Origin of the sequence: Rhodanobacter soli, from assembly GCF_040548735.1 — a bacterium.
In the GTDB taxonomy this organism is placed as follows: domain Bacteria; phylum Pseudomonadota; class Gammaproteobacteria; order Xanthomonadales; family Rhodanobacteraceae; genus Rhodanobacter; species Rhodanobacter soli_A.
On the sequence record NZ_JBEPSD010000001.1, the window covers coordinates 1,016,644 to 1,034,287 of the forward strand.

General features: G+C 65.6%; 12 protein-coding genes. All 12 read right to left on the minus strand.

The window, feature by feature from the left end:
* Positions 1-18: 18 nt before the first annotated feature.
* The 12 genes from ABIE04_RS04845 to ABIE04_RS04900 all read right to left on the minus strand — a co-directional run bounded on the left by ABIE04_RS04845 (position 19) and on the right by ABIE04_RS04900 (position 17,610).
* Positions 19-1,248: an ABC transporter permease gene (locus ABIE04_RS04845; protein WP_354547439.1), complete on the minus strand. Its 1,230-nt coding sequence runs from the start codon at positions 1,246-1,248 to the stop codon at positions 19-21.
* Between the two features lie 7 nt (positions 1,249-1,255).
* Positions 1,256-2,560 (minus strand): ABC transporter permease, encoded by a 1,305-nt coding sequence (locus ABIE04_RS04850; RefSeq protein WP_354547440.1) that lies wholly within the window; start codon positions 2,558-2,560, stop codon positions 1,256-1,258.
* A gap of 26 nt (positions 2,561-2,586) precedes the next feature.
* Positions 2,587-3,810 carry an ABC transporter permease gene (locus ABIE04_RS04855; RefSeq protein WP_354547441.1) on the minus strand — a complete coding sequence of 408 codons (1,224 nt, stop codon included), beginning with the start codon at positions 3,808-3,810 and terminating at the stop codon, positions 2,587-2,589.
* A gap of 1 nt (position 3,811) precedes the next feature.
* The gene (locus tag ABIE04_RS04860; RefSeq protein WP_354547442.1) at positions 3,812-5,110 is read right to left on the minus strand and encodes an ABC transporter permease; all 1,299 of its coding nucleotides are present in this window, start codon (positions 5,108-5,110) and stop codon (positions 3,812-3,814) included.
* 117 nt (positions 5,111-5,227) lie between these two features.
* Entirely contained in the window at positions 5,228-6,484 is a 1,257-nt protein-coding gene (locus ABIE04_RS04865; RefSeq protein ID WP_354547443.1) for an ABC transporter permease, read from the minus strand.
* A gap of 86 nt (positions 6,485-6,570) precedes the next feature.
* Positions 6,571-7,887 carry an ABC transporter permease gene (locus tag ABIE04_RS04870; RefSeq protein WP_354547444.1) on the minus strand — a complete coding sequence of 439 codons (1,317 nt, stop codon included), beginning with the start codon at positions 7,885-7,887 and terminating at the stop codon, positions 6,571-6,573.
* Between the two features lie 47 nt (positions 7,888-7,934).
* Positions 7,935-9,173, minus strand: a complete 1,239-nt coding sequence (locus ABIE04_RS04875; protein WP_354547445.1) for an ABC transporter permease — start codon at positions 9,171-9,173, stop codon at positions 7,935-7,937.
* Positions 9,174-9,178: 5 nt separating this feature from the next.
* Positions 9,179-10,492, minus strand: coding sequence for an ABC transporter permease (locus ABIE04_RS04880; protein WP_354547446.1), 1,314 nt, complete (start codon positions 10,490-10,492; stop codon positions 9,179-9,181).
* A 118-nt stretch (positions 10,493-10,610) separates the two neighbouring features.
* Positions 10,611-11,327 (minus strand): ABC transporter ATP-binding protein, encoded by a 717-nt coding sequence (locus ABIE04_RS04885; RefSeq protein ID WP_214555613.1) that lies wholly within the window; start codon positions 11,325-11,327, stop codon positions 10,611-10,613.
* Positions 11,328-11,468: 141 nt separating this feature from the next.
* A complete protein-coding gene (locus tag ABIE04_RS04890) occupies positions 11,469-12,740 on the minus strand; it encodes an efflux RND transporter periplasmic adaptor subunit (RefSeq protein ID WP_354547447.1) in 1,272 nt (423 codons plus the stop codon).
* A gap of 256 nt (positions 12,741-12,996) precedes the next feature.
* The gene (locus tag ABIE04_RS04895) at positions 12,997-15,546 is read right to left on the minus strand and encodes a TonB-dependent receptor (RefSeq protein WP_354547448.1); all 2,550 of its coding nucleotides are present in this window, start codon (positions 15,544-15,546) and stop codon (positions 12,997-12,999) included.
* A gap of 45 nt (positions 15,547-15,591) precedes the next feature.
* Positions 15,592-17,610, minus strand: coding sequence for a tetratricopeptide repeat-containing sulfotransferase family protein (locus ABIE04_RS04900; RefSeq protein ID WP_354547449.1), 2,019 nt, complete (start codon positions 17,608-17,610; stop codon positions 15,592-15,594).
* Positions 17,611-17,644: the final 34 nt, after the last annotated feature.

Here is a 17,644-nt window from a genome sequence, read left to right on the forward strand (position 1 = left end):
CTCCAATAACGATTTGCATCACACCGACCGCGTCGCCACCACCGGTGGCACGGAAGCCGCTTTCTGCGCCGGCCCGAATACCGACGCCTGGCCCAGCAGCCACAGCGACAGCGCACCGCCCGGCAAGTAGTACCAGGGCATGCGCGACATTTCGTAGTGCTGCATCAGATAGATATTGATGCCGAAGGCCAATCCCATGCCGATGGCCACGCCGACGCTGGTGAGCAACAGGTTCTCGGTCTGGAAGTACTGCATGATGTGGCCGCGCGTGGCGCCCACCGCGCGGCGGATGCCGATCTGCCGGCGCCGCTGGCCGACCCAGAAGCTGGTCAGGCCGACGATGCCGAAGGCCGTCACCGCCAGCATCACCACGCACACCAGCACCAGCATCCAGGCCATGCTGCTCATGTCGGCGAAATATTTCTCGCGGATGTCGCTGTACGTCTGGGCCTTGGTGACCGCGCCGGGATTGAGGTCCGCCAGCTTCTGCTCGGCCTCGCGCATGATGCGCTCGCGGTCCTGCGGCGCACTGCGGATCACGTAGTAGGCCAGCACGCCCTTGGAGCCGCCGGCACTGAGCGGGTAATACGTGCTGTCGTAGATGTATGGCCCGGCCTGGTTGCCAAATGCCGGGCGCAGCACGTCGGCCACCACACCGACCACGGTGTAGTAATGCGGCATCGAATACAGCGTCTTGCCCAACGCCGACTGTCCCGGCCACAGCTTTTTGGCCAGGCTCTGGGTGATGACGACCACATGGGTTTCCGGCAGGGGTGCCGTGTCGAACTTGCTGCCGGCGTATTCGTCGCCGTTGAAGAAACGCCCCTGCAGCAGGCGCAGACCCAGCGCCTGGTCGGCGCCTTCGCCGACGAAGTACAGCGAAACGTTGTGGCTCTTCTGGTCGCTGATGGTGGCGTCGGGATCGAGGCCGAAACTCCAGCCCCAGTTGTTGTGGCTGAGCGGCAGCGTGCTGGTCACCGCCACCGCATTCACGCCGGCGATGCCGCGCAACGCAGCGAGATTGCGCGGAATGTCGCTGCCGACCAGCTTGTCGTCGGTGCCGCGCAGGACCACCGTGGCGATACCCTGTTCGTCGATCGCGTTGCCCAGGTGGATGTCGGACACGCGCTGGCTGATCATGAATACGGCGTTGCACAGCACCGCGCAGGCCAGCGCGATTTCCAGCACGATCAGGCAGGCGGGAATGCGGTGCTTGCGCAGGCTGGCGAAGATCGGACGGATTTCCATGGCCACCTCAGGCAGCTTTCAGTTGCGGGGCCGGCGCCAGCACGCAGGCGCGCCAGGCCGGCAGGATGCCGGCGATCAGGCTGGCGACCAGGGCGACGACGAAGGTGAAAAAGAACATGCCCAGGTCGAGATGCGCGAGGCTGGCGTATTCCGCCGGCTGGTGACGGATGCCCAGCAGGCCGAGCTCGGCGAACAGCAACCCCAGCACGCCACCGGCCATGCCGACGATGGCCGCCTCGACCATGAACTGCGTGAAGATCTCGCGCCGGGTGGCACCGAGCGCACGACGCACGCCGATCTCCTGCGAGCGCCGCAGGCATTTGGCCAGCAGCAGGCCGACCGTATTGACCACGCAGATCAGCAGGAAACCGAATGCCAGCCCGGCCTGCAGGCGCACGTCGTCGGGCACCACCTGCTGGTCGCGCAGCCATCCCATCAGATCGAGCAATGCCGTCTCGGGGCGCTGGAAGCGGCCCTGCGCAATCTGCTGCTGCGCATAGCTGGACAGGAAGGATTTGTAGTTGGCCACGGCGGCGTCATCGGCCAGTTCCACCCACACGCCGAGCCACATGCAGGGCGCCGTTTCCAGATGCTTGATGTCGGTGACGGCGGCGTAGCATTCGGTGTCCTGCGGGCCCATGTCGGTCGCGCGCGCCGTCCTCAGCGGCAGGAACGCCGCATCGCCATCGCCGTAACTGCGCCCCCCCAGGTCCTGCGCGTAGAAGCGCGGCTGCGGCGCCCATGGTTTCAGCACGCCCACGATGCGGAAGTCACGATCGTTCAGGCGGATGGTCCTGCCCACGCTGTTGGCACCGCCGAACAGCTTGTCGTTGAGAAAGCTCGCGATCACCACCAGTTGCGCACCGCTGTCGTCGTCCGCGGCGGTCCAGCCACCGCCGTACTGGAACGGCGCATCGAACATCGCAAAGAAATCCGCCGTGGTCATCACCGCGTCGCTGAAGAACGGATGCTTTCCGCCCTGCTCTGGCAGGATCTTCGCCTGGCTCAGCGCCATCGCCGCCTGGCGCGTGGCGCGATGCTCGTGCAGCAGGTTCATCGCGTCGACGTAGGTCATCGTCGGCGCCGGCTTGGTCTGTCCGGCGATGTAGCCATCCTTCGCATTCGGATCGAGTTGCGGGTAGAACAGATGCGCGCTCTTCTGCGGCAGCGGGTCGCCGGATAGCAGCCGCAGCACGGTCAGCGTAGTGATCGTGGCACCGATGCCCAGCGCCAGCGCCAGTACCATCAGCGTAGTGAGCACCTTGTTGCGTCTGAGACTGCGCAAGGCCAGGTCGAGGTAATAGGCAAGCATCCGTCAGACTCCAATCATGGGTTGCATCACACCGACCTCGTCGCCACCACCGGCGGCACGGCAGCCGCCCGCATGGCCGGACCAAGCACCGCCAGCTGCCCAATCAGCCACAGCACGACCGCACCGACCGGGAAATAGATGGCCGGCAAGCGCGGCAATTCGTAGCGGGTCATCAGGAACAGGTTGATGCCGTAGGTGAGCACCATGCCCAGCGCGATGCCGATGGTGGCGAGCAGGAAGTTCTCGGTCTGGAAGTAGTTGAGGATGTTGCGGCGGGTCGCGCCCAGCGCGCGGCGCACGCCGATGGTGCGGCGCCGCTGCGCCACCCAGAAGCTGGCCAGGCCGACGATGCCCAGCGCGGTCACGACCAGCAACGCGATGATGACGCCGACCAGGATGCCGGCCATGGCGCGGTCGTTCTGGAAGAAGTTGCTGCGGATGTCGTCGAGTGTCTTCTTTTTGAGGATGATGCGGTGCGGGTCAGCCTTGCGCAGCGCCTTGGCCGCGTCCTCCAGCACGCGTTCGCGCTGTCCGGATGCCGTGCGCAGCACATAGCGCGACGCGCTGGCGGTGCTCATGCGCAGCGGGAAGATCATCGTCCACTGCGCCGTGCCGTCGCCGTTGAACAGCGACGGCCGGATCAGCGCCTGCACCACGCCGATCACGCGCACCGAGGTCTCACCGAGATAGATGTTCTTGCCCAGGGCCTGCTCGCCGGGCCACAGCCGCTCCGCCATCGCCTGCGTGATGATCACCGAGCCCACCTTGTTCTGCAGGTCGGGATCGCTTCGCATGGCGTCGAAGTCCAGGTACTCGTCGGCGTTGAAATCGCGCCCCGCCACCAGCGTGGCGCCATAGGTTCTGATCAGGCCTTCGCCCATGTACATGGTGGCGTTGAGCGTGGGCAGCTTCTGCGCCGGGTCGAGCTTGATGCTGGTGTTCGACGAGCTGTTGGTGAACGGCACCTGGTTGACCAGCGCCGCGGCGGTCACGCCGGGAATCTGCCGCAGCACCGCCAGGTCTTCCTGCGCGCGTGCCTTGGCGTCGGTCGGCTTGCCGATGTTGGCGACCTGGACCTGCACCAGTTCGTGCTCGACCACGCCGCTGACCATCTCGTTGCGTTCCAGTCGCTGGCTGATCAGGAACACGGCATTGCAGACGATGGCGCAGGTCAGCGCGATCTCCAGGATCAGCAGCAGTGCGGTGATCTTGTGCCGGCGCAAGGTCGAGAAAATGGGCAGGATGTCCATGTCAATTGCTCTTCAGTTGCAGCGCGGGGGGAATCAGGCAGGCCCGCCAGGCAGGCAGCAGGCCGGCCAGCAGGCTGGCCACGACGGCAGAGACGAAGGTCGCCAGCAGCATCGGCAGATCCAGATGCGCCAGCGCGGCATAGTCCGAGGGCTGCCTGCGCACCAGCCACAGGCCAAGCAGCGCCAGCAGCAGGCCACCGGTACCACCGACCAGGCCGACCGCACCGGCTTCGACCAGAAGCTGCGCAAACAGCGAACGGCGCGAAGCGCCAAGCGCGCGCCGCACGCCAAGTTCGCCCGAGCGGCGCAGGAACTTGGCCAGCATCAGTCCGACCGTGTTGACCAGGCACACCAGCAGGAAGCCGAACGCCAGCCATACCTGCAGATGCACGTCGCTGGGCACCACCTTGTTGTAGTCGAGCCAACCCATCAGGTCGTCCAGGCGCACGTTCGGCGGACGCTGGAAGCGGCCCATCGCCTTCTGCTCCTGCGAGTAATGGACCAGGTACTGCTTGTACGCGGCGGCCTCGGCCGGCGTGTCCAGCTGCACCCAGAACTGCAGCCAGGTGCAGGTGGCGATTTTCATGTTGTCGCCCGAGCCCTTGCCCCAGCAATCGGTCGAGCCGTTGCGGGCGAACTTCAGGTCCGTCGCCGTGGTCAGCGGCACGAACACTCCCTCGCTGGAGGAGTAGCTGCCGGTGTTGAGATCGTAGAAGTGCGGGGTCGGCCGCCAGCTGTCCAGCACGCCGACGATGCGGAATGCCACGTCGTCCATGCGCAGCGTCTGTCCCGTGCTGTCCTTGCCGCCGAACAGCTTGTCGTTGAGCTCGCGGGTGAGCACGGCCACGCGCGCGCCGGCCTCATCGTCGGCCGCGTTCCAGCCCTGTCCGTAAAGGAACGGCACCTCGAACATCGGAAAGAAATCGGCCGTGGTGTAGCGCGCGTCCTCGAAGAACGGATCGATCGAGGACTGCGCCGGCTGGATCGGCACGGCGCCGCCGGTCATCAATGCCTGGTGGCGGGCGCGCTTGGCGTGCAGCAGCGCCATGCCGTCGATCCAGCTGACCTGCTCCGGCGGATCGTCCTGCGGCTTGTAGCCGTCCATATCCTGCGGATCCAGCTGCGGATAGAACAGCTTGCCGCTCTTCCCCGGCAACGGATCGCCCGACAGCACATGCAGCACCGTAAGCGTGGTCATGCTGGCGCCGATGCCCAGCGCGATCGCCACCACCATGAGCGCGGTGAGCGCCTTGTTGCGCCTGAGGCTGCGCAGAGCCAGGTCGAGGTAATAGGTGAACATCGGTACCACTCCGTAAGGATCAATCACCTTCGCGACCGTAGGAGCGCACCCTGTACGCGATGCTTTTCATGCCGCGAGCAATCGCGCGCAGGGTGCGCTCCCACGGGTATGTGTCCGTCACGCCGCCCGCGTCGCCACGACCGGCGGCACGTTGGACGCGCGCCGCGCCGGCGCGAACACCGCGGCCTGGCCGATCGCCAGCATCGCCAGCACGCCGGTCAATACGTACGGCAGCGGGATGCGGGTCATCTCGTAGTGGCTCATCAGCCACAGGTTCAGGCCCAGCGCCAGCAATACCCCGATCACCACGCCGACGCCGGCGATCAGCAGGTTTTCGATCTGGAAGTAGTGCAGGATGTCGATCTTGCGGGCGCCCAGCGCGCGCCGCACGCCGATCTGCCGATGCCGCTGGCCGACCCAGAAGCTGGTGAGTCCGACGATGCCGGCGGCGGTGACGCAGAGCAGGATCAGGCAGATCACGCCCATCAGGATCGCCATGCCCACGTCGGCCCGATAGGCCCTGGCGCGGATGTCGGAGAATGGCTTGACGCTGTCGTCGTCAAGTACACGCATCGGGTTCACCTTGTACAGCGTGGGCGCTACCGCGCGCATCGCGGCATCCAGCCGGCCAGGCTTGGCGCGCACGGCATAGCGTGCGAAGTTCGCGTCCAGTCGGGTCGGTATCAGCGTCGAGTGCCACGCAAAGTCGTTGCCAAAGCTGCCGCTGGCGGGAATCTGCAGGCGTGCCACCACGCCGATGATGGTGGTGGGTGCATTGCTGCCGTCGGTGTACATCACCTTGCCGACCGCATCGCCCTTCGTGAACAGCTTGTCCGCCAGCTGCTGGGTAATGATGGCGATCGGGCGGTCGCGCCGGTCGCGGAAACCCTGGTGCTGCACGTCGCCGGCATTGAAGGCGCGGCCGGCCACCAGGCGTGCCCCCAGCGTGGACAGCATCTGCTCGTCGGTGAAGTAGTACGCCGTGCGGGTATTGTCCTTGCCGCCCAGCTGGGCGCCCGGCTTGTGCGAAACCGAACCGGTCCAGGAGGAATTGAGCAGCGGCAGCGAGTTGATCGGCGCCACCGAAGCCACGTCCGGCAGCTGGCGCAGTGCGGCGAGATCCTCGCGCTGCATGGCGTCCAGTTTTTCCACGCCATCGACGCTGTCGGCGTTGGGTGCGCCCACCCATTGCTGGCTGACCAGGAACAGGTCGCTCTCGTCCAGGCCGGTGGTGCGGTTCACCCGGTCGATGCGCTGGCCGATGATGAAGACCGCATTGCACACGATCGCCAGCGTCAGCGCGATCTGCAATGCGATCAGTACGGTGCCGGCCTTGTGCTTGCGCAGTGCCGCGAGGATGGGATGCAGTTTCATGAGGTTTTCCTTTCGCTATCCAAGGGACCGGCTTTTCCTGAGAAGTGCGGCCATGGATGGCCGCTTTCCTGCGCAGGGACAGCGCACTAATTGCTCTTCAGTTGCCATGCGGGCTGCACGCGCGAGGCACGGAACGTGGGATACAGACCGGCCAGCATGGTCGCGACCACGGCCACCAGCAGGGTGAGCAGCAGCAGCGATACATCCACCCGCGCCAGCGCGGCGATGTCCCTGGGCAGCACCCAGCCCACGCTGGCCACACCCGCGCCGGTGAGCAACAGGCCCAGTACGCCACCGGCCAGGCCGACGATGCCGGCCTCGGTGAGGAACTGCGCGTAGATCGCGGCACGCTGCGCGCCCAGTGCGCGGCGCACGCCGATCTCGCCGCTGCGGCGCAGGAACTTCGCCAGCAGCAGGCCTACCGTGTTCACCAGGCACACCAGCAGCAGCCCCAGCGCCACCAGCAGCGACACCTTGGTATCGCTGGGCACCACGTGCTGGTTGTCCAGCCACTCCGGCAGGTTGCGCAGACGGCCGTTCGGCGCCCAGCGGAAACGCCCTGCCTGCTGCTGCTCGCGCGCATAGTCGTTGAGGTAATTGCGGTAGGAAGTCGCCGCCGCCGCACTGTCCAGCTCCGCCATGTAGGCGATCCAGACGCACTCGGAATGCTGCAGGCCGACGAAACCCGATTCCTCCGGTACCGCATTGCAGTTCGTGTTGCCGTCGTTCGGCATGGACGCCTGGATGGCCGTGAGGAACGGCAGGAACACGTCGTCGCCGTTGGTGGAGAAACCGCCGGTGTTGACCACGTCGTAGAAGCGCGGCTGCGGGTTCCAGTCGTCGAGGACGCCGACCACGCGGTAATCCTTGCCCTCGATGTTGACCGTCTTGCCCACGCTGCTGGCGCCGCCGAACAGCTTCTGGTTGAGCTTGCCGCTGATCACCGCCACCATCGCGCGATTGGTGTCGTCGCTCGCGCTCCAGCCGCTGCCGTACTTGAACGGCACGTCCAGCATCGGGAAGAACTCGCCGTAGACCGCATGGCCGCTGACGTTGAGCGGGTGCTTGCCGGCCTCCGCCGGCACCACCGACGGCGAGATCTGATACATCGCCGATTGCCGCTTCGCGCGATGGTCGCGCATCAGCGCCATCGCGTCGGTGTAACCCATCGCGTTCGGCGGCTCGCCGTCGTCGCTGCGGCCGTTCGGCCCCCAGTTGTCGATCTGCGGCACGAACAGCTGCGACGACTTCCACGGGATCGGATCGCCCGACACCGCGCGGAACACCGACCAGGTCGTCATCGACGCGGCCACGCCGAAGCCGATCGCCAGCACCATCAGCGCGGTCAGGCCCGGACTGCGCCTGAGGCTGCGCAACGCCAATTCGAGGTAGTAGCTGAACATGCGCATCTCCAGAGTTGGCCTTTCCCCGACGGGAGAGGCGGTATTCGTCACACCGAGCGTGTCGCCTCCACCGGCGACACGCGCGAAGCGCGCAGCGCCGGCGCCAGCACCGCGCCCTGGCCGAGCAACAACAGCACCACCACGCCGGCCACTACATAGGCCAGCGACAGTCGCGCCATTTCGAACTGGGTGACCATCCACAGGTTGATGCCGATCGCCAGCACCGCCCCGACGAGCACCCCGCCGAGGCCGATCAGCAGGTTCTCGGTGAGGAAGTAATGCAGGATGTCGCCGCGGGTGGCGCCCAACGCACGGCGCACGCCGATCTGCTTGCGCCGCTGGCCGACCCAGAAGCTGGTCAGGCCGACGATGCCGGCGGCGGTGATCGCCAGCAGCACCACGCTGACGATGCCCATCAGGATCGCCATGCCGCGGTCGCGCTCGTAGGCGCGCTGGCGCACCTGGGCAAAACTCATCACGCCATCCTTGCGGTCGATGATGCGCATGCGGCTTTGCGCATACAGAGCCTTCGGCGCATCGCGCATGGCGGCGTCAAGCTGGCCCGGTCGCGCGCGCACCAGGTAATACGTGTAGTCGTTCAGCAGCCGCGCCGGCACCAGCACCGCGTTGTACGCGTACGCATCGGCCCAGCTGCTGATCATGTGCGCCTGCAAGGTGTCGGTGATGCCGATGATGGTGGACGGCACTTGGCCCATCGACACATAGATGGTCTTGCCCAAGGCCGAGCCATCGGGATACAGCCGCTGCGCCAGATCCTTGCTGATGATCACCTGCGCGGCATGCATCGCGTCGCGCGGTCGCTGCGCACCGATTTCGCTGGCGGTGAAATTGCGCCCGGCGATCAGGTGCGTGCCCAGCGCGGCCAGGGTGTGCTCGTCGGAAAAGAACATCGCCGCGTCGGTGGTCATCTTGATCTGGCCGGGCTGCAGCTTGATGTAGTTGTCCCAGCCATTGCCGCGCAGCGGAAAGCTGTTGGTCGGCGCGGCGTCCTGCACGCTGCCGAGCTGGCGCAGCGCGATCAGGTCGGCCTGCATCTGCACGTCGATGCGCTGCGCGTCGGACTTGTCGGCCCAGTCGCTGCGGATCACGAACAGGTTCGCTTCATCCACGCCGCTGGGGCGCGACATCCGCGCCGTACGCTGCTGGATGATGAACAGCGCATTGCACACGATCGCCAGGGTCAGCGCGATCTGCAGCGCGATCAGCACGGTGCCGGCCTTGTGGTGGCGCATCGCGGTGAGGATGGGTTTGATCTGCATCGTCATCGCCCTCAATTACTCTTCAGTTGCCACGCCGGCTGCACCCGCGCGGCGCGCCAGGTGGGATAGAACGCGGCCAGCACGGTGGCCACGATCGCCACCAGCAAGGTCATCGCCACCAGCGAGAGATCGAGATGCGCGAGCCGGGCGATCTCCGGCTCGAACAGCAGGCCGACACCGAGCATGCCAAGCGCGGTGAGCAACAGGCCCAGCACGCCACCGGCCAGACCCACCGCCCCCGCCTCGACCAGGAACTGGTGGTAGATCTCGCGCCGCGGTGCGCCGAGCGCGCGGCGCACGCCGATTTCGGCGGCGCGGCGCATGAATTTGGCCAGCAACAGGCCGATGGTGTTGACCAGGCAGATCACGAAGAAACCCAGCGCCACCATCAGCGAGATGCGGCTTTCCGGCGGCACCACATGCATGTGGTCGAGCCAGTCGTTGACGTCGCGCAGGCGCACGTTCGGCGCCCAGTGGAAGCGGCCTGCACGTTGCTGCTCGGCGGCGTAGTGGGTCAGGAATTCGCGATAGCTTTTCGCGGCAGCCTGATCGGCCAGTTCCACCCACACCGGCACCCACACGCATTCGCCATGCAGCCAGGCCTCGCGGCCGGCGCCGAAATCCACGTTGCTGCCGCAATTGTTGCGTCCGGCGGTATCCATCTGCACGTCGACCGCGCGAGTGAATGGCAGGTACAACTGCACCGGGTCGCCGAAGGCGTTGCCGCTGAACAGGTCGTAGAAGCGCGGTTTCGGATCCCAGTGCGCGGTCACGCCGACGATGCGGTAGGTGTGCCGGTCCATGGTGATCTCGCGGCCCACGCTGTCGGCGCCGTTGAAAAGCTGCTGGTTGAGCTCGTGGCTGATCACCGCCACGGCGGCGCGCCCTTCGTCGTCACTCGCATGCCAGGGGCCGCCGTACTCGAACGGCACGTCGAACATGCCGAAGAAATCCGCATTGGTGGCGTAGCCGTCGGCGATGAACGGCAGGCTCTGGTTGCCCTCGGGCAACACCGACGGCGCCACGTCGTAAAGCAGCGTCTGGCGCGTGGCCTTGTGCGCTGCGACCAGCGCTGTGGCGTCGGTGTAGGTGAGCGCTTCCGGCGGCTCGCCCTCGTCGTTGTATTGCGGGCCGCGGTTGTCGACCAGCACCGTGTACAACTGCGAGGACTTGCCGGGAATCGGGTCGCCCGACACTGCGCGGAACACCGACCAGGTGATCATCGACGCCGCCACGCCAAAACCGATCGCCATCACCATCAACGCGGTCAGCGCCGGATGACGGCGCAGGCTGCGAAGACCGAGTCGGACATAGTAGGCGAACATGCATGGTTCCTGTGTATGACGTAACCGTATTGACCCCGCAGGAGCGCACCGGGTGCGCGATGCTCCGATGCAGACCGAAGCGAAGAGCTATCGCGCGCAGGGTGCGTCCTGCATGGGCTCAGCCGTGGGCTTCGTCAGCGACGTGCACGGTGTGGAAGCGCGGGTCTTCCGACAGGTCCACCACCTGGCCGTCGATGATGTGCACGTTGCGCTGGGCGCGCGCGGCCAGCTCCGGATCATGCGTGACCATCACGATGGTGGCGCCTTCGCGATGGATGTCCTCGAGCAGTTCGAGCACGCTGCGCGCCATCTGCGTGTCCAGGTTGCCGGTCGGTTCGTCCGCCAGCAGCAGGCGCGGCGAACCGGCCAGTGCGCGGGCGATCGCCACGCGCTGCTGCTGACCGCCGGAGAGCTCGGCCGGGTAGTGCTTGGCGCGCGAAGCCAGGCCGACGCGCTCCAGCGACTCCATGATGCGCTGCTTGCGCTCGGCCGCCTTCATGCCGCGATAGCGCAGCGGCACCTCGATGTTGTCGAACACGTTGAGGTCGGGGATCAGGTTGAATGCCTGGAAGATGAAGCCGATCTTCTCGTTGCGGATCTTCGAGCGCGCGTTGTCGTTGAGGTTGCTCACCTCGATGCCGTCGAGGTGGTATTCGCCACCGCTGAAGGTCTCCAGCAGGCCGGCGATGGTCAGGAAGGTCGTCTTGCCGGAGCCGGACGGACCGGTGACGGCGACGAACTCGCCCTCCTTCACGTCGATGTTGAAATCGCGCAGCGCATAGGTCTCCACCACTTCGGTGCGGTAGACCTTGGACAGGTGGGTCATCTTCAGCATGGTTGTTCCTCGGTGGTGGTGATGGCTTTGCTCCTCCCCCTGCTTGCAGGGGGAGGTCGGGAGGGGTGAGGCTTTTGATTTGGGAGCAAGAGCTTCACCCCTCCCCAGCCCTCCCCTGCGAGCAGGGGAGGGAGAAAATCGTCAGTTGCTGATCGCGACCGTGGCCGCGCCCTTGAAGCTGTCGGTGCCGGAGATCACGATGCGGTCGCCTTCCTTCAGGCCATCGAGGATCTCCACCTTGTCGATGCTGGAGGCGCCGACGCGGATCGGGGTTTTCTTGGCGATGCCGTCGCGCACCAGGTAGGCATAGCTGCCGCCGGATTCGTCGACGAACGAACCACGCTGCACGGTCAGCACGTTGTCGCGCTTGTCCAGCAGCACGCGCACCGACAGCCGCTGGTTCTGCCGCAGCTGCTTCGGCGTCTCGCCCTCGAAGCGCAGCCGCGCGGCAACCTGGCCGTTGACCACTTCCGGCGAGATCGCGCTGACCAGGCCCTTCCAGGTATGGCCGTTGCCGCTGATCTCGCCGGACATGCCGATGCCGAGGTCGCGGGCGAAGCTTTCCGGCACCTGCATCTCCACCTGCAGCGCGGACAGGTCGATCACGCTGAGCAGTTGCGCATCCTTGGCCACGGTGGCGCGCTCGGCGATGAACAGCTGGCCGACCTGGCCGTCCACCGGCGACTTCACGTTGAGGTCGTCGACCTGGCGCTGCAGGTCCTTCACCAGCAGCAATTGGCGCTCGTGCGCGAGCTTCTTCGACTGGATGTCGAAGCTGAGGCTGTCGTTGTCGAGGCCGAGGTTGGCCTTGGCATGCGTGGTGGCGATTTTCGCCTTGTCCAGCGCGTCCTTGGCCTTGTCCACATCCATGTTGGACACCGCGCCCTTCGCATATGCCTTCTGGTAACGATCGAGATTGCGCTCGGCGGTGGTCTGGTCGATGGTGGCGTTGTCGTAGGTTTCCTGCAGCGCGGAACGCTGCTTGCGCGCGTCGATCTGCGCGCGCCGGTATTCCACTTCCATCGCGTCGGCGTTGCTCTGTTCCTGCGCCAGCTTGTTGGTCAGTTCCGGGCTGACGATGGTGGCCAGCACCTGGCCGATCTTCACCGTGTCGCCGGCATGCACCTTAAGCGTCACCGCGCCGCCGGAGGTGGCGTACAGGGTCGGACTGACCGCCGCCACCACCTTGCCCTCGGCAGCAATGTCGCGCACGAACGGGCCGCGTTCGACGGTGGCGAAGGCCAGCCGCGAACTGCTGACCGATTCGGACGCTGAGAACAGCCGGCCGATGCCCGGCGCCAGCCAGGCCAGCAGCGCCAGCACGAGTACGCCGGCGCCCAGCAGGATCAGCTGGCGCTTGCGGTTGGGTTTGACCTCGACCAGTCGGTCTTGTGCGGAAGTGTCGCGGATCATCTATGCCGTTCCTGACCGCGGACAGCGCGGTTGCATGGATACGTTTGCAATCCGCGTGCCACTCGAAAGGAACAAAATAATCACATGCTGTTCAACTACTTGGGGCGCATGCGCTGCGTCGGCGCAGTGTCCGCGGACACTGTGCGGACAGCCGGACGACCGCGGCTAGGCCAGCTGCCGCAACCTTGGAAAACGCGAAAGGCCCCGGTTCGCGCCGGGGCCTTTGGTGGCTCTCCATGCCGGATGGGCGATCCCGCTAGAACTCTTGCTTGAAGCGGATGCCGATCGTGCGCGGCTGGTTGAAACCGGTGTAGACCTGACCGTTCGGATATTGCGCTACGACACCGTGTGCCCCACAGACATCGACGCCGCACTCGGTGTACTTGTACTGCGCCGCGCGTTTGTCGAACGCATTGTTGACGTAAACGTCGGCCGACCAACTGCCTCTTTGCACGCCGGCGGACAGATCGACCGAATTGTAGGCAGGCAGGTCGCCGAGCAGTGCACGCTCGCTCAAGCGCAAGTCGGTCGTGCGCCTGCCGACATGGACCAGCGCCGCTTGGACGAACGCGTCGCTGCCACCCAGGTTGAAGCTGTAGTGCGCGATGAGGTTGCCTTTGAACTTGGGCGTTATCGGCAGCTGGGTTCCCTTCGGTGCGAGCGGCCCGGTCACGACGCTGCCGTCCTGCGGATTGAGCGAGCCGGCCGGGCAATCCGTGATCGGATGACCGCTGGCATCGGTGAACCCGCAATAGTTGGCGCTCAGCCTGGCGCGATACACCGCAAACCCCGCGGTCAGCTGCAGGTTGTACGTGGCCTGCCAGTTCAGTTGCGACTCCAGACCTTCGATACGCGCCGAGTTCGCGTTCTTGATTTCAGTCAGGCCGTTCGCGCCGAGGATCGGGAACTGGAAGTCGTTCCATGTCTCACGGAACACCGCGCCGTTGAACGACACCCGATTGCCCAGCCACGAAGTCTTCCAGCCCAGTTCTTCGTTGATCAGGAAATCGGCCTGATACGGCAACAGAGTGCCGCGCCGATTGACACCGCCGGGGCGGAAGCCCTCGGACCGGGTGGCGTAGATCATCTTGGTGTCGTTGATGTTCCACGTCAGGTTGTACTTGGTGAGATTCCCGCTTTCTTTCACTTTTTTGTTGAAGTCGGAACACGGCGCACCCATGAACGGCTCGGGCGACACGCAGGCCGCCTCACCCTGACTCGACGAAAAACCTGCGGCGTAGCCGAAGAAGCCATACAGCTGATTGCTGGTGCGGTAATAGCGCTCGCCGACCGTGCCGGTGAGCACATCGGGAATGAAGTCCCAGGACAGTTCGCCGAACACGGCTTCGTCGCGGTCGTAGCGCATTTGCCGGGTCAACCAGATCGTGTCTTTCCAGCCGGTGACGGACAGCGCGTCGGCCAGGCCATCGACCTGGTAATCCTGCAGGATGTCGTGCTTCTGCTTCTGCCAAAACAAGCCCGTGACGAGGCGCAGCCGATCGTCCGCCGGTGAAACCAGACGCAATTCGTGACTGTTGTTGGTGTAGCGATCGCGGTCGCTGATGTGCTGCGAGGGATTGACCAGTGCGCCGTTGTTGTCATAGAAGGACGCCCCGGAACCGTACAAGCTGTCGTACCAGAACCCGTAATCGGTGTAGTCGGTCTGCTCTTCCTGATTGCGCTTGAGGTGCGCATAGGCGTAGGTCAGATCGAAATTGCCAATCTTGCCCTGTACGGTCAACGCGCCCTGCCACCAGCGGTCATTGACGCGTTCGGGATAGAAGTGGGTGACGGCCAGGTCGCCAACGACGGGATCGCTGGCAAAGTTGCCGTGTGAGCGCGTTTGCTGCCCCATCAGCATCGGAGTGATCGACCAGTTGTCGTTGAGATCGACTTTCAGCGCGGCCCGCGCGCCGCTGGTATTGACGTCGTTGTAATTGTCCCGGGCATGTCCGATGCACTGGGACGCCGAGGACGGCGAGGTCCCGCTCGGCGTGCAACCTGGGGCATTGCTGATGGTGATGCCTGACGTGGGGAACGTGCGCGATCCGGCCTTGTTGTCGATGTAGCCGGCATCGTGTTCGCGCCAGCCCACCAGACGAATCGCGGCACTCGGGCTGATCGGCAGATTGAGCATGCCTTCGGCCGTATAGCCGATGCCGCCGTGCGCAACCGTATCCATGCCCAGGCTGTAACTCGCCGCGTAGCCGCTCGGATCGGGCTTGTTGGTGATGATGCGCAAGGCACCCGCTTCGGCACTGGCGCCATACAGCGTGCCCTGCGGCCCGGCCAGCACCTCGATGCGGGCGATGTCGTACATGTGGATGTCGAGCGGGCCCTGGATCGTGGTGACCGGCTGGTCGTCGAGATACACGCCCACGCTGGGCTGCGAGCCGGAGTGGTTGGTGTTGCCGCCGCTGGCCACGCCGCGCATGTAGATGCTGGCGAAGCCCGGGCCGGTGGCAATACCGCCGCCGCCCTGCTGGAAGGTGACGCTGGGCAGGTACTTCACGTAGTCGTTGAAGTTCTGCACGTGCAGCGCCTCGAGCTGGTCCGTCTCCAGCACGTTGATGCTGATCGGTACCTTCTGCAGGTTCTCGGTGCGTTTCTGCGCCGTCACGTTCACCACGCTCAGCGTCGTGGTCTTCGGTTTCGTTGCCGGTGTCGCGGGCGATGTTTCAGTCTGCCCGGCATCCTGCGCGAAAGCCGGCGCGGCCATGGCCAGACAGATCGCTGCCGCCAGCGGCACCCTGGCCAACCTGACCCGTTGCAGCCCCATGCCCTTTTTGAATTTATTCGTGTGCATACGTCCTCCCCTCCCAAGTCGACGACAATCCATCGGTTGCAGCCATTACTCCAATACCGGCACTTCCGGGTAGCTCTCCAGCACCGTCCCCAACGCCGACGCCAGAGGCCCCAACCATGTTTCGTAGTGGCGCCAGTGATCCACGCCTTCGCGGTAGATCGGCTGGCGCACCTGTTCCGAACTGGCCGTGCGTACCGGCCGCGGATTCCGGAAAAACTGCAGGCACGATGCCTCGAACGGCAGGCCGCAATACTCGAGCAGGCGACGCACTTCCCCTTCGGTATCGTCGACCATGCGCTCGTACACCACGCGGTGGATGCGCCCGGGCAGCACCGCATCGAAGTGCGCCATCAGCGCCACGTAGTCGCGGTAGTAGCGCCCCACGTCCCCAAGGTCGTAGCTGAAGCCCTGCCCGCGTGCGAAGTGTTGTTTGAAGGCCGAGAAGCCGCAGGCCAGCGGATGCCTGCGCGCATCGATGATCTTCGCGTTCGGCAGCATCAGGTGGATCAGGCCGAGGTGCATGAAGTTGTTCGGCATCTTGTCGATGAACAGCGGCGCCGTAGTCTTGCGCTGGATCCGTGTGTGCGCGAGGTAGCGCTCGCCGAGCGCACGCAGGGCCTCGGCATCGAGTGCCGCCAGTGCGCCGTGATACGGCATGGCCTCGTCGGCGTCGCCCTGCAGGCGCAACAGGCGCGTGATCGAGGTGATTTCGGGCAGCTCCATCGTGCCTTCGACCTGGCTGTGGCTGGACAGGATCTGCTCGATCAGGGTGGAGCCGGCACGCGGCAGGCCGACGACGAAGATCGGATCATGCGACGGGCTGCCGGCACCGGCGCGCGCGGCGAAGAAGTCGCGTGTGTAGTGCTCGCGGATGTAGCGCACCCGCGCGCTGGTGTCGTCGGCGCTGTAGTGCACCTGCGTACGCCGGATCGCATTGCCCCGCGCGTAATGCCGGAAGGACGGCTCGTACTCGCCGGCGTCTTCCAGCGCCTTGCCGACGGCGAACTCCAGGTGCAGGCGGTCGTCTTCGCCGAGATCCGCGCGCGCCAGCTGCGCGCGCATCGCGGCCAGCTCGTCGGCGCTGAAGCGGAAGGTCTTCAGGTTGGCCAGGCTCCACCAGACTTCGCCGAATGAGGGTTCAAGCTCCAGGCTGCGGCGATAGGCGGCGATGGCGCGCTCGGTGTGCCCGGCGGTTTTCAGCGCATGGCCGTAGCTCACCCACACTTTCGCATGGCGCGGGTAGTGTTCCAGCAGGTCGGCATAGATGCGGATGGCGGGCTCGTAGTCGCCGATCCGGCACAGCACCACCGCCTTGAGATTGCGGTTGCCCAGATGTCCCGGATCGGCCGCCAGCAGTTGTTCGATCTGGACCAGCGCCCGTTCCGGCTGGTTGCTGCGATACAGGACCAGCGCGTAGTTCTGGCGCGCCTCCTGGAAGCTGGGTGCCAGCTCCAGGCAGCGTTCCAGCAGGTGCAGGGCATCCTCGTTGCGGCCCAGCCGGGCAGCGACCTCGGCGAACATGCGGATCGCCGCCACGTCGGTCGGCGCTTGCTTCAGGTGCTCGCGCAACAAGGCTTCGGCCTCGGGGATGCGGTTCTCGACCAGGGCGACGGCAGCCGTCAACAGGCGCGGATCGCGCGTGGAATGACGCACGTGGCTGGCGTAGGCCGCGTCCGCCGCATTCTGTTCGCCGGCCGCCATCAGATGGTCGCCAAGTGCACGCCAGGCTTGGGGCAAGTCGGGCTTCAGCGCCAACGCACGGTGCAACGCCTGGATCGCTTCCTGCCCGCGCCCGCAGCGGCCCAGCGCCAGCCCCAGCTCGAAATGGATCATGGCCCAGTTCGGCTGGGCCCGCGCCAGGGGAATGAGGATGTCGAGCGCGCCTTGCGCGTCTCCCTGCAGCGAGCGCGCGGCAGCCAGCAACTGCAGTGCGAGCGGATGACCGGCGGCCACCTGCAGAATTTCCTCGAGCTGTTCGACGGCCAGTACCGGGTCCCGCTCCAGCAGGCTTGCCGCGTGGGCCAGTGCCTGTTCCAGCGTACCGATGGCCGGCGCACCCGTCACGGCCGACCCCGCCGTGACAATGCTCCCTGCCCGT

What these genes read in the sequence shown, in the direction of transcription:
- ABIE04_RS04880 (WP_354547446.1), bottom strand. Translation starts at nt 10,492, where the DNA reads ATGTTCGCCTACTATGTCCGACTCGGTCTTCGCAGCCTGCGCCGTCAT.
- ABIE04_RS04860 (WP_354547442.1), bottom strand. Translation starts at nt 5,110, where the DNA reads ATGTTCACCTATTACCTCGACCTGGCTCTGCGCAGCCTCAGGCGCAAC.
- ABIE04_RS04870 (WP_354547444.1), bottom strand. Translation starts at nt 7,887, where the DNA reads ATGTTCAGCTACTACCTCGAATTGGCGTTGCGCAGCCTCAGGCGCAGT.
- ABIE04_RS04885 (WP_214555613.1), bottom strand. Translation starts at nt 11,327, where the DNA reads ATGCTGAAGATGACCCACCTGTCCAAGGTCTACCGCACCGAAGTGGTG.
- ABIE04_RS04895 (WP_354547448.1), bottom strand. Translation starts at nt 15,546, where the DNA reads ATGCACACGAATAAATTCAAAAAGGGCATGGGGCTGCAACGGGTCAGG.
- ABIE04_RS04875 (WP_354547445.1), bottom strand. Translation starts at nt 9,173, where the DNA reads ATGACGATGCAGATCAAACCCATCCTCACCGCGATGCGCCACCACAAG.
- ABIE04_RS04865 (WP_354547443.1), bottom strand. Translation starts at nt 6,484, where the DNA reads ATGAAACTGCATCCCATCCTCGCGGCACTGCGCAAGCACAAGGCCGGC.
- ABIE04_RS04890 (WP_354547447.1), bottom strand. Translation starts at nt 12,740, where the DNA reads ATGATCCGCGACACTTCCGCACAAGACCGACTGGTCGAGGTCAAACCC.
- ABIE04_RS04850 (WP_354547440.1), bottom strand. Translation starts at nt 2,560, where the DNA reads ATGCTTGCCTATTACCTCGACCTGGCCTTGCGCAGTCTCAGACGCAAC.
- ABIE04_RS04855 (WP_354547441.1), bottom strand. Translation starts at nt 3,810, where the DNA reads ATGGACATCCTGCCCATTTTCTCGACCTTGCGCCGGCACAAGATCACC.
- ABIE04_RS04845 (WP_354547439.1), bottom strand. Translation starts at nt 1,248, where the DNA reads ATGGAAATCCGTCCGATCTTCGCCAGCCTGCGCAAGCACCGCATTCCC.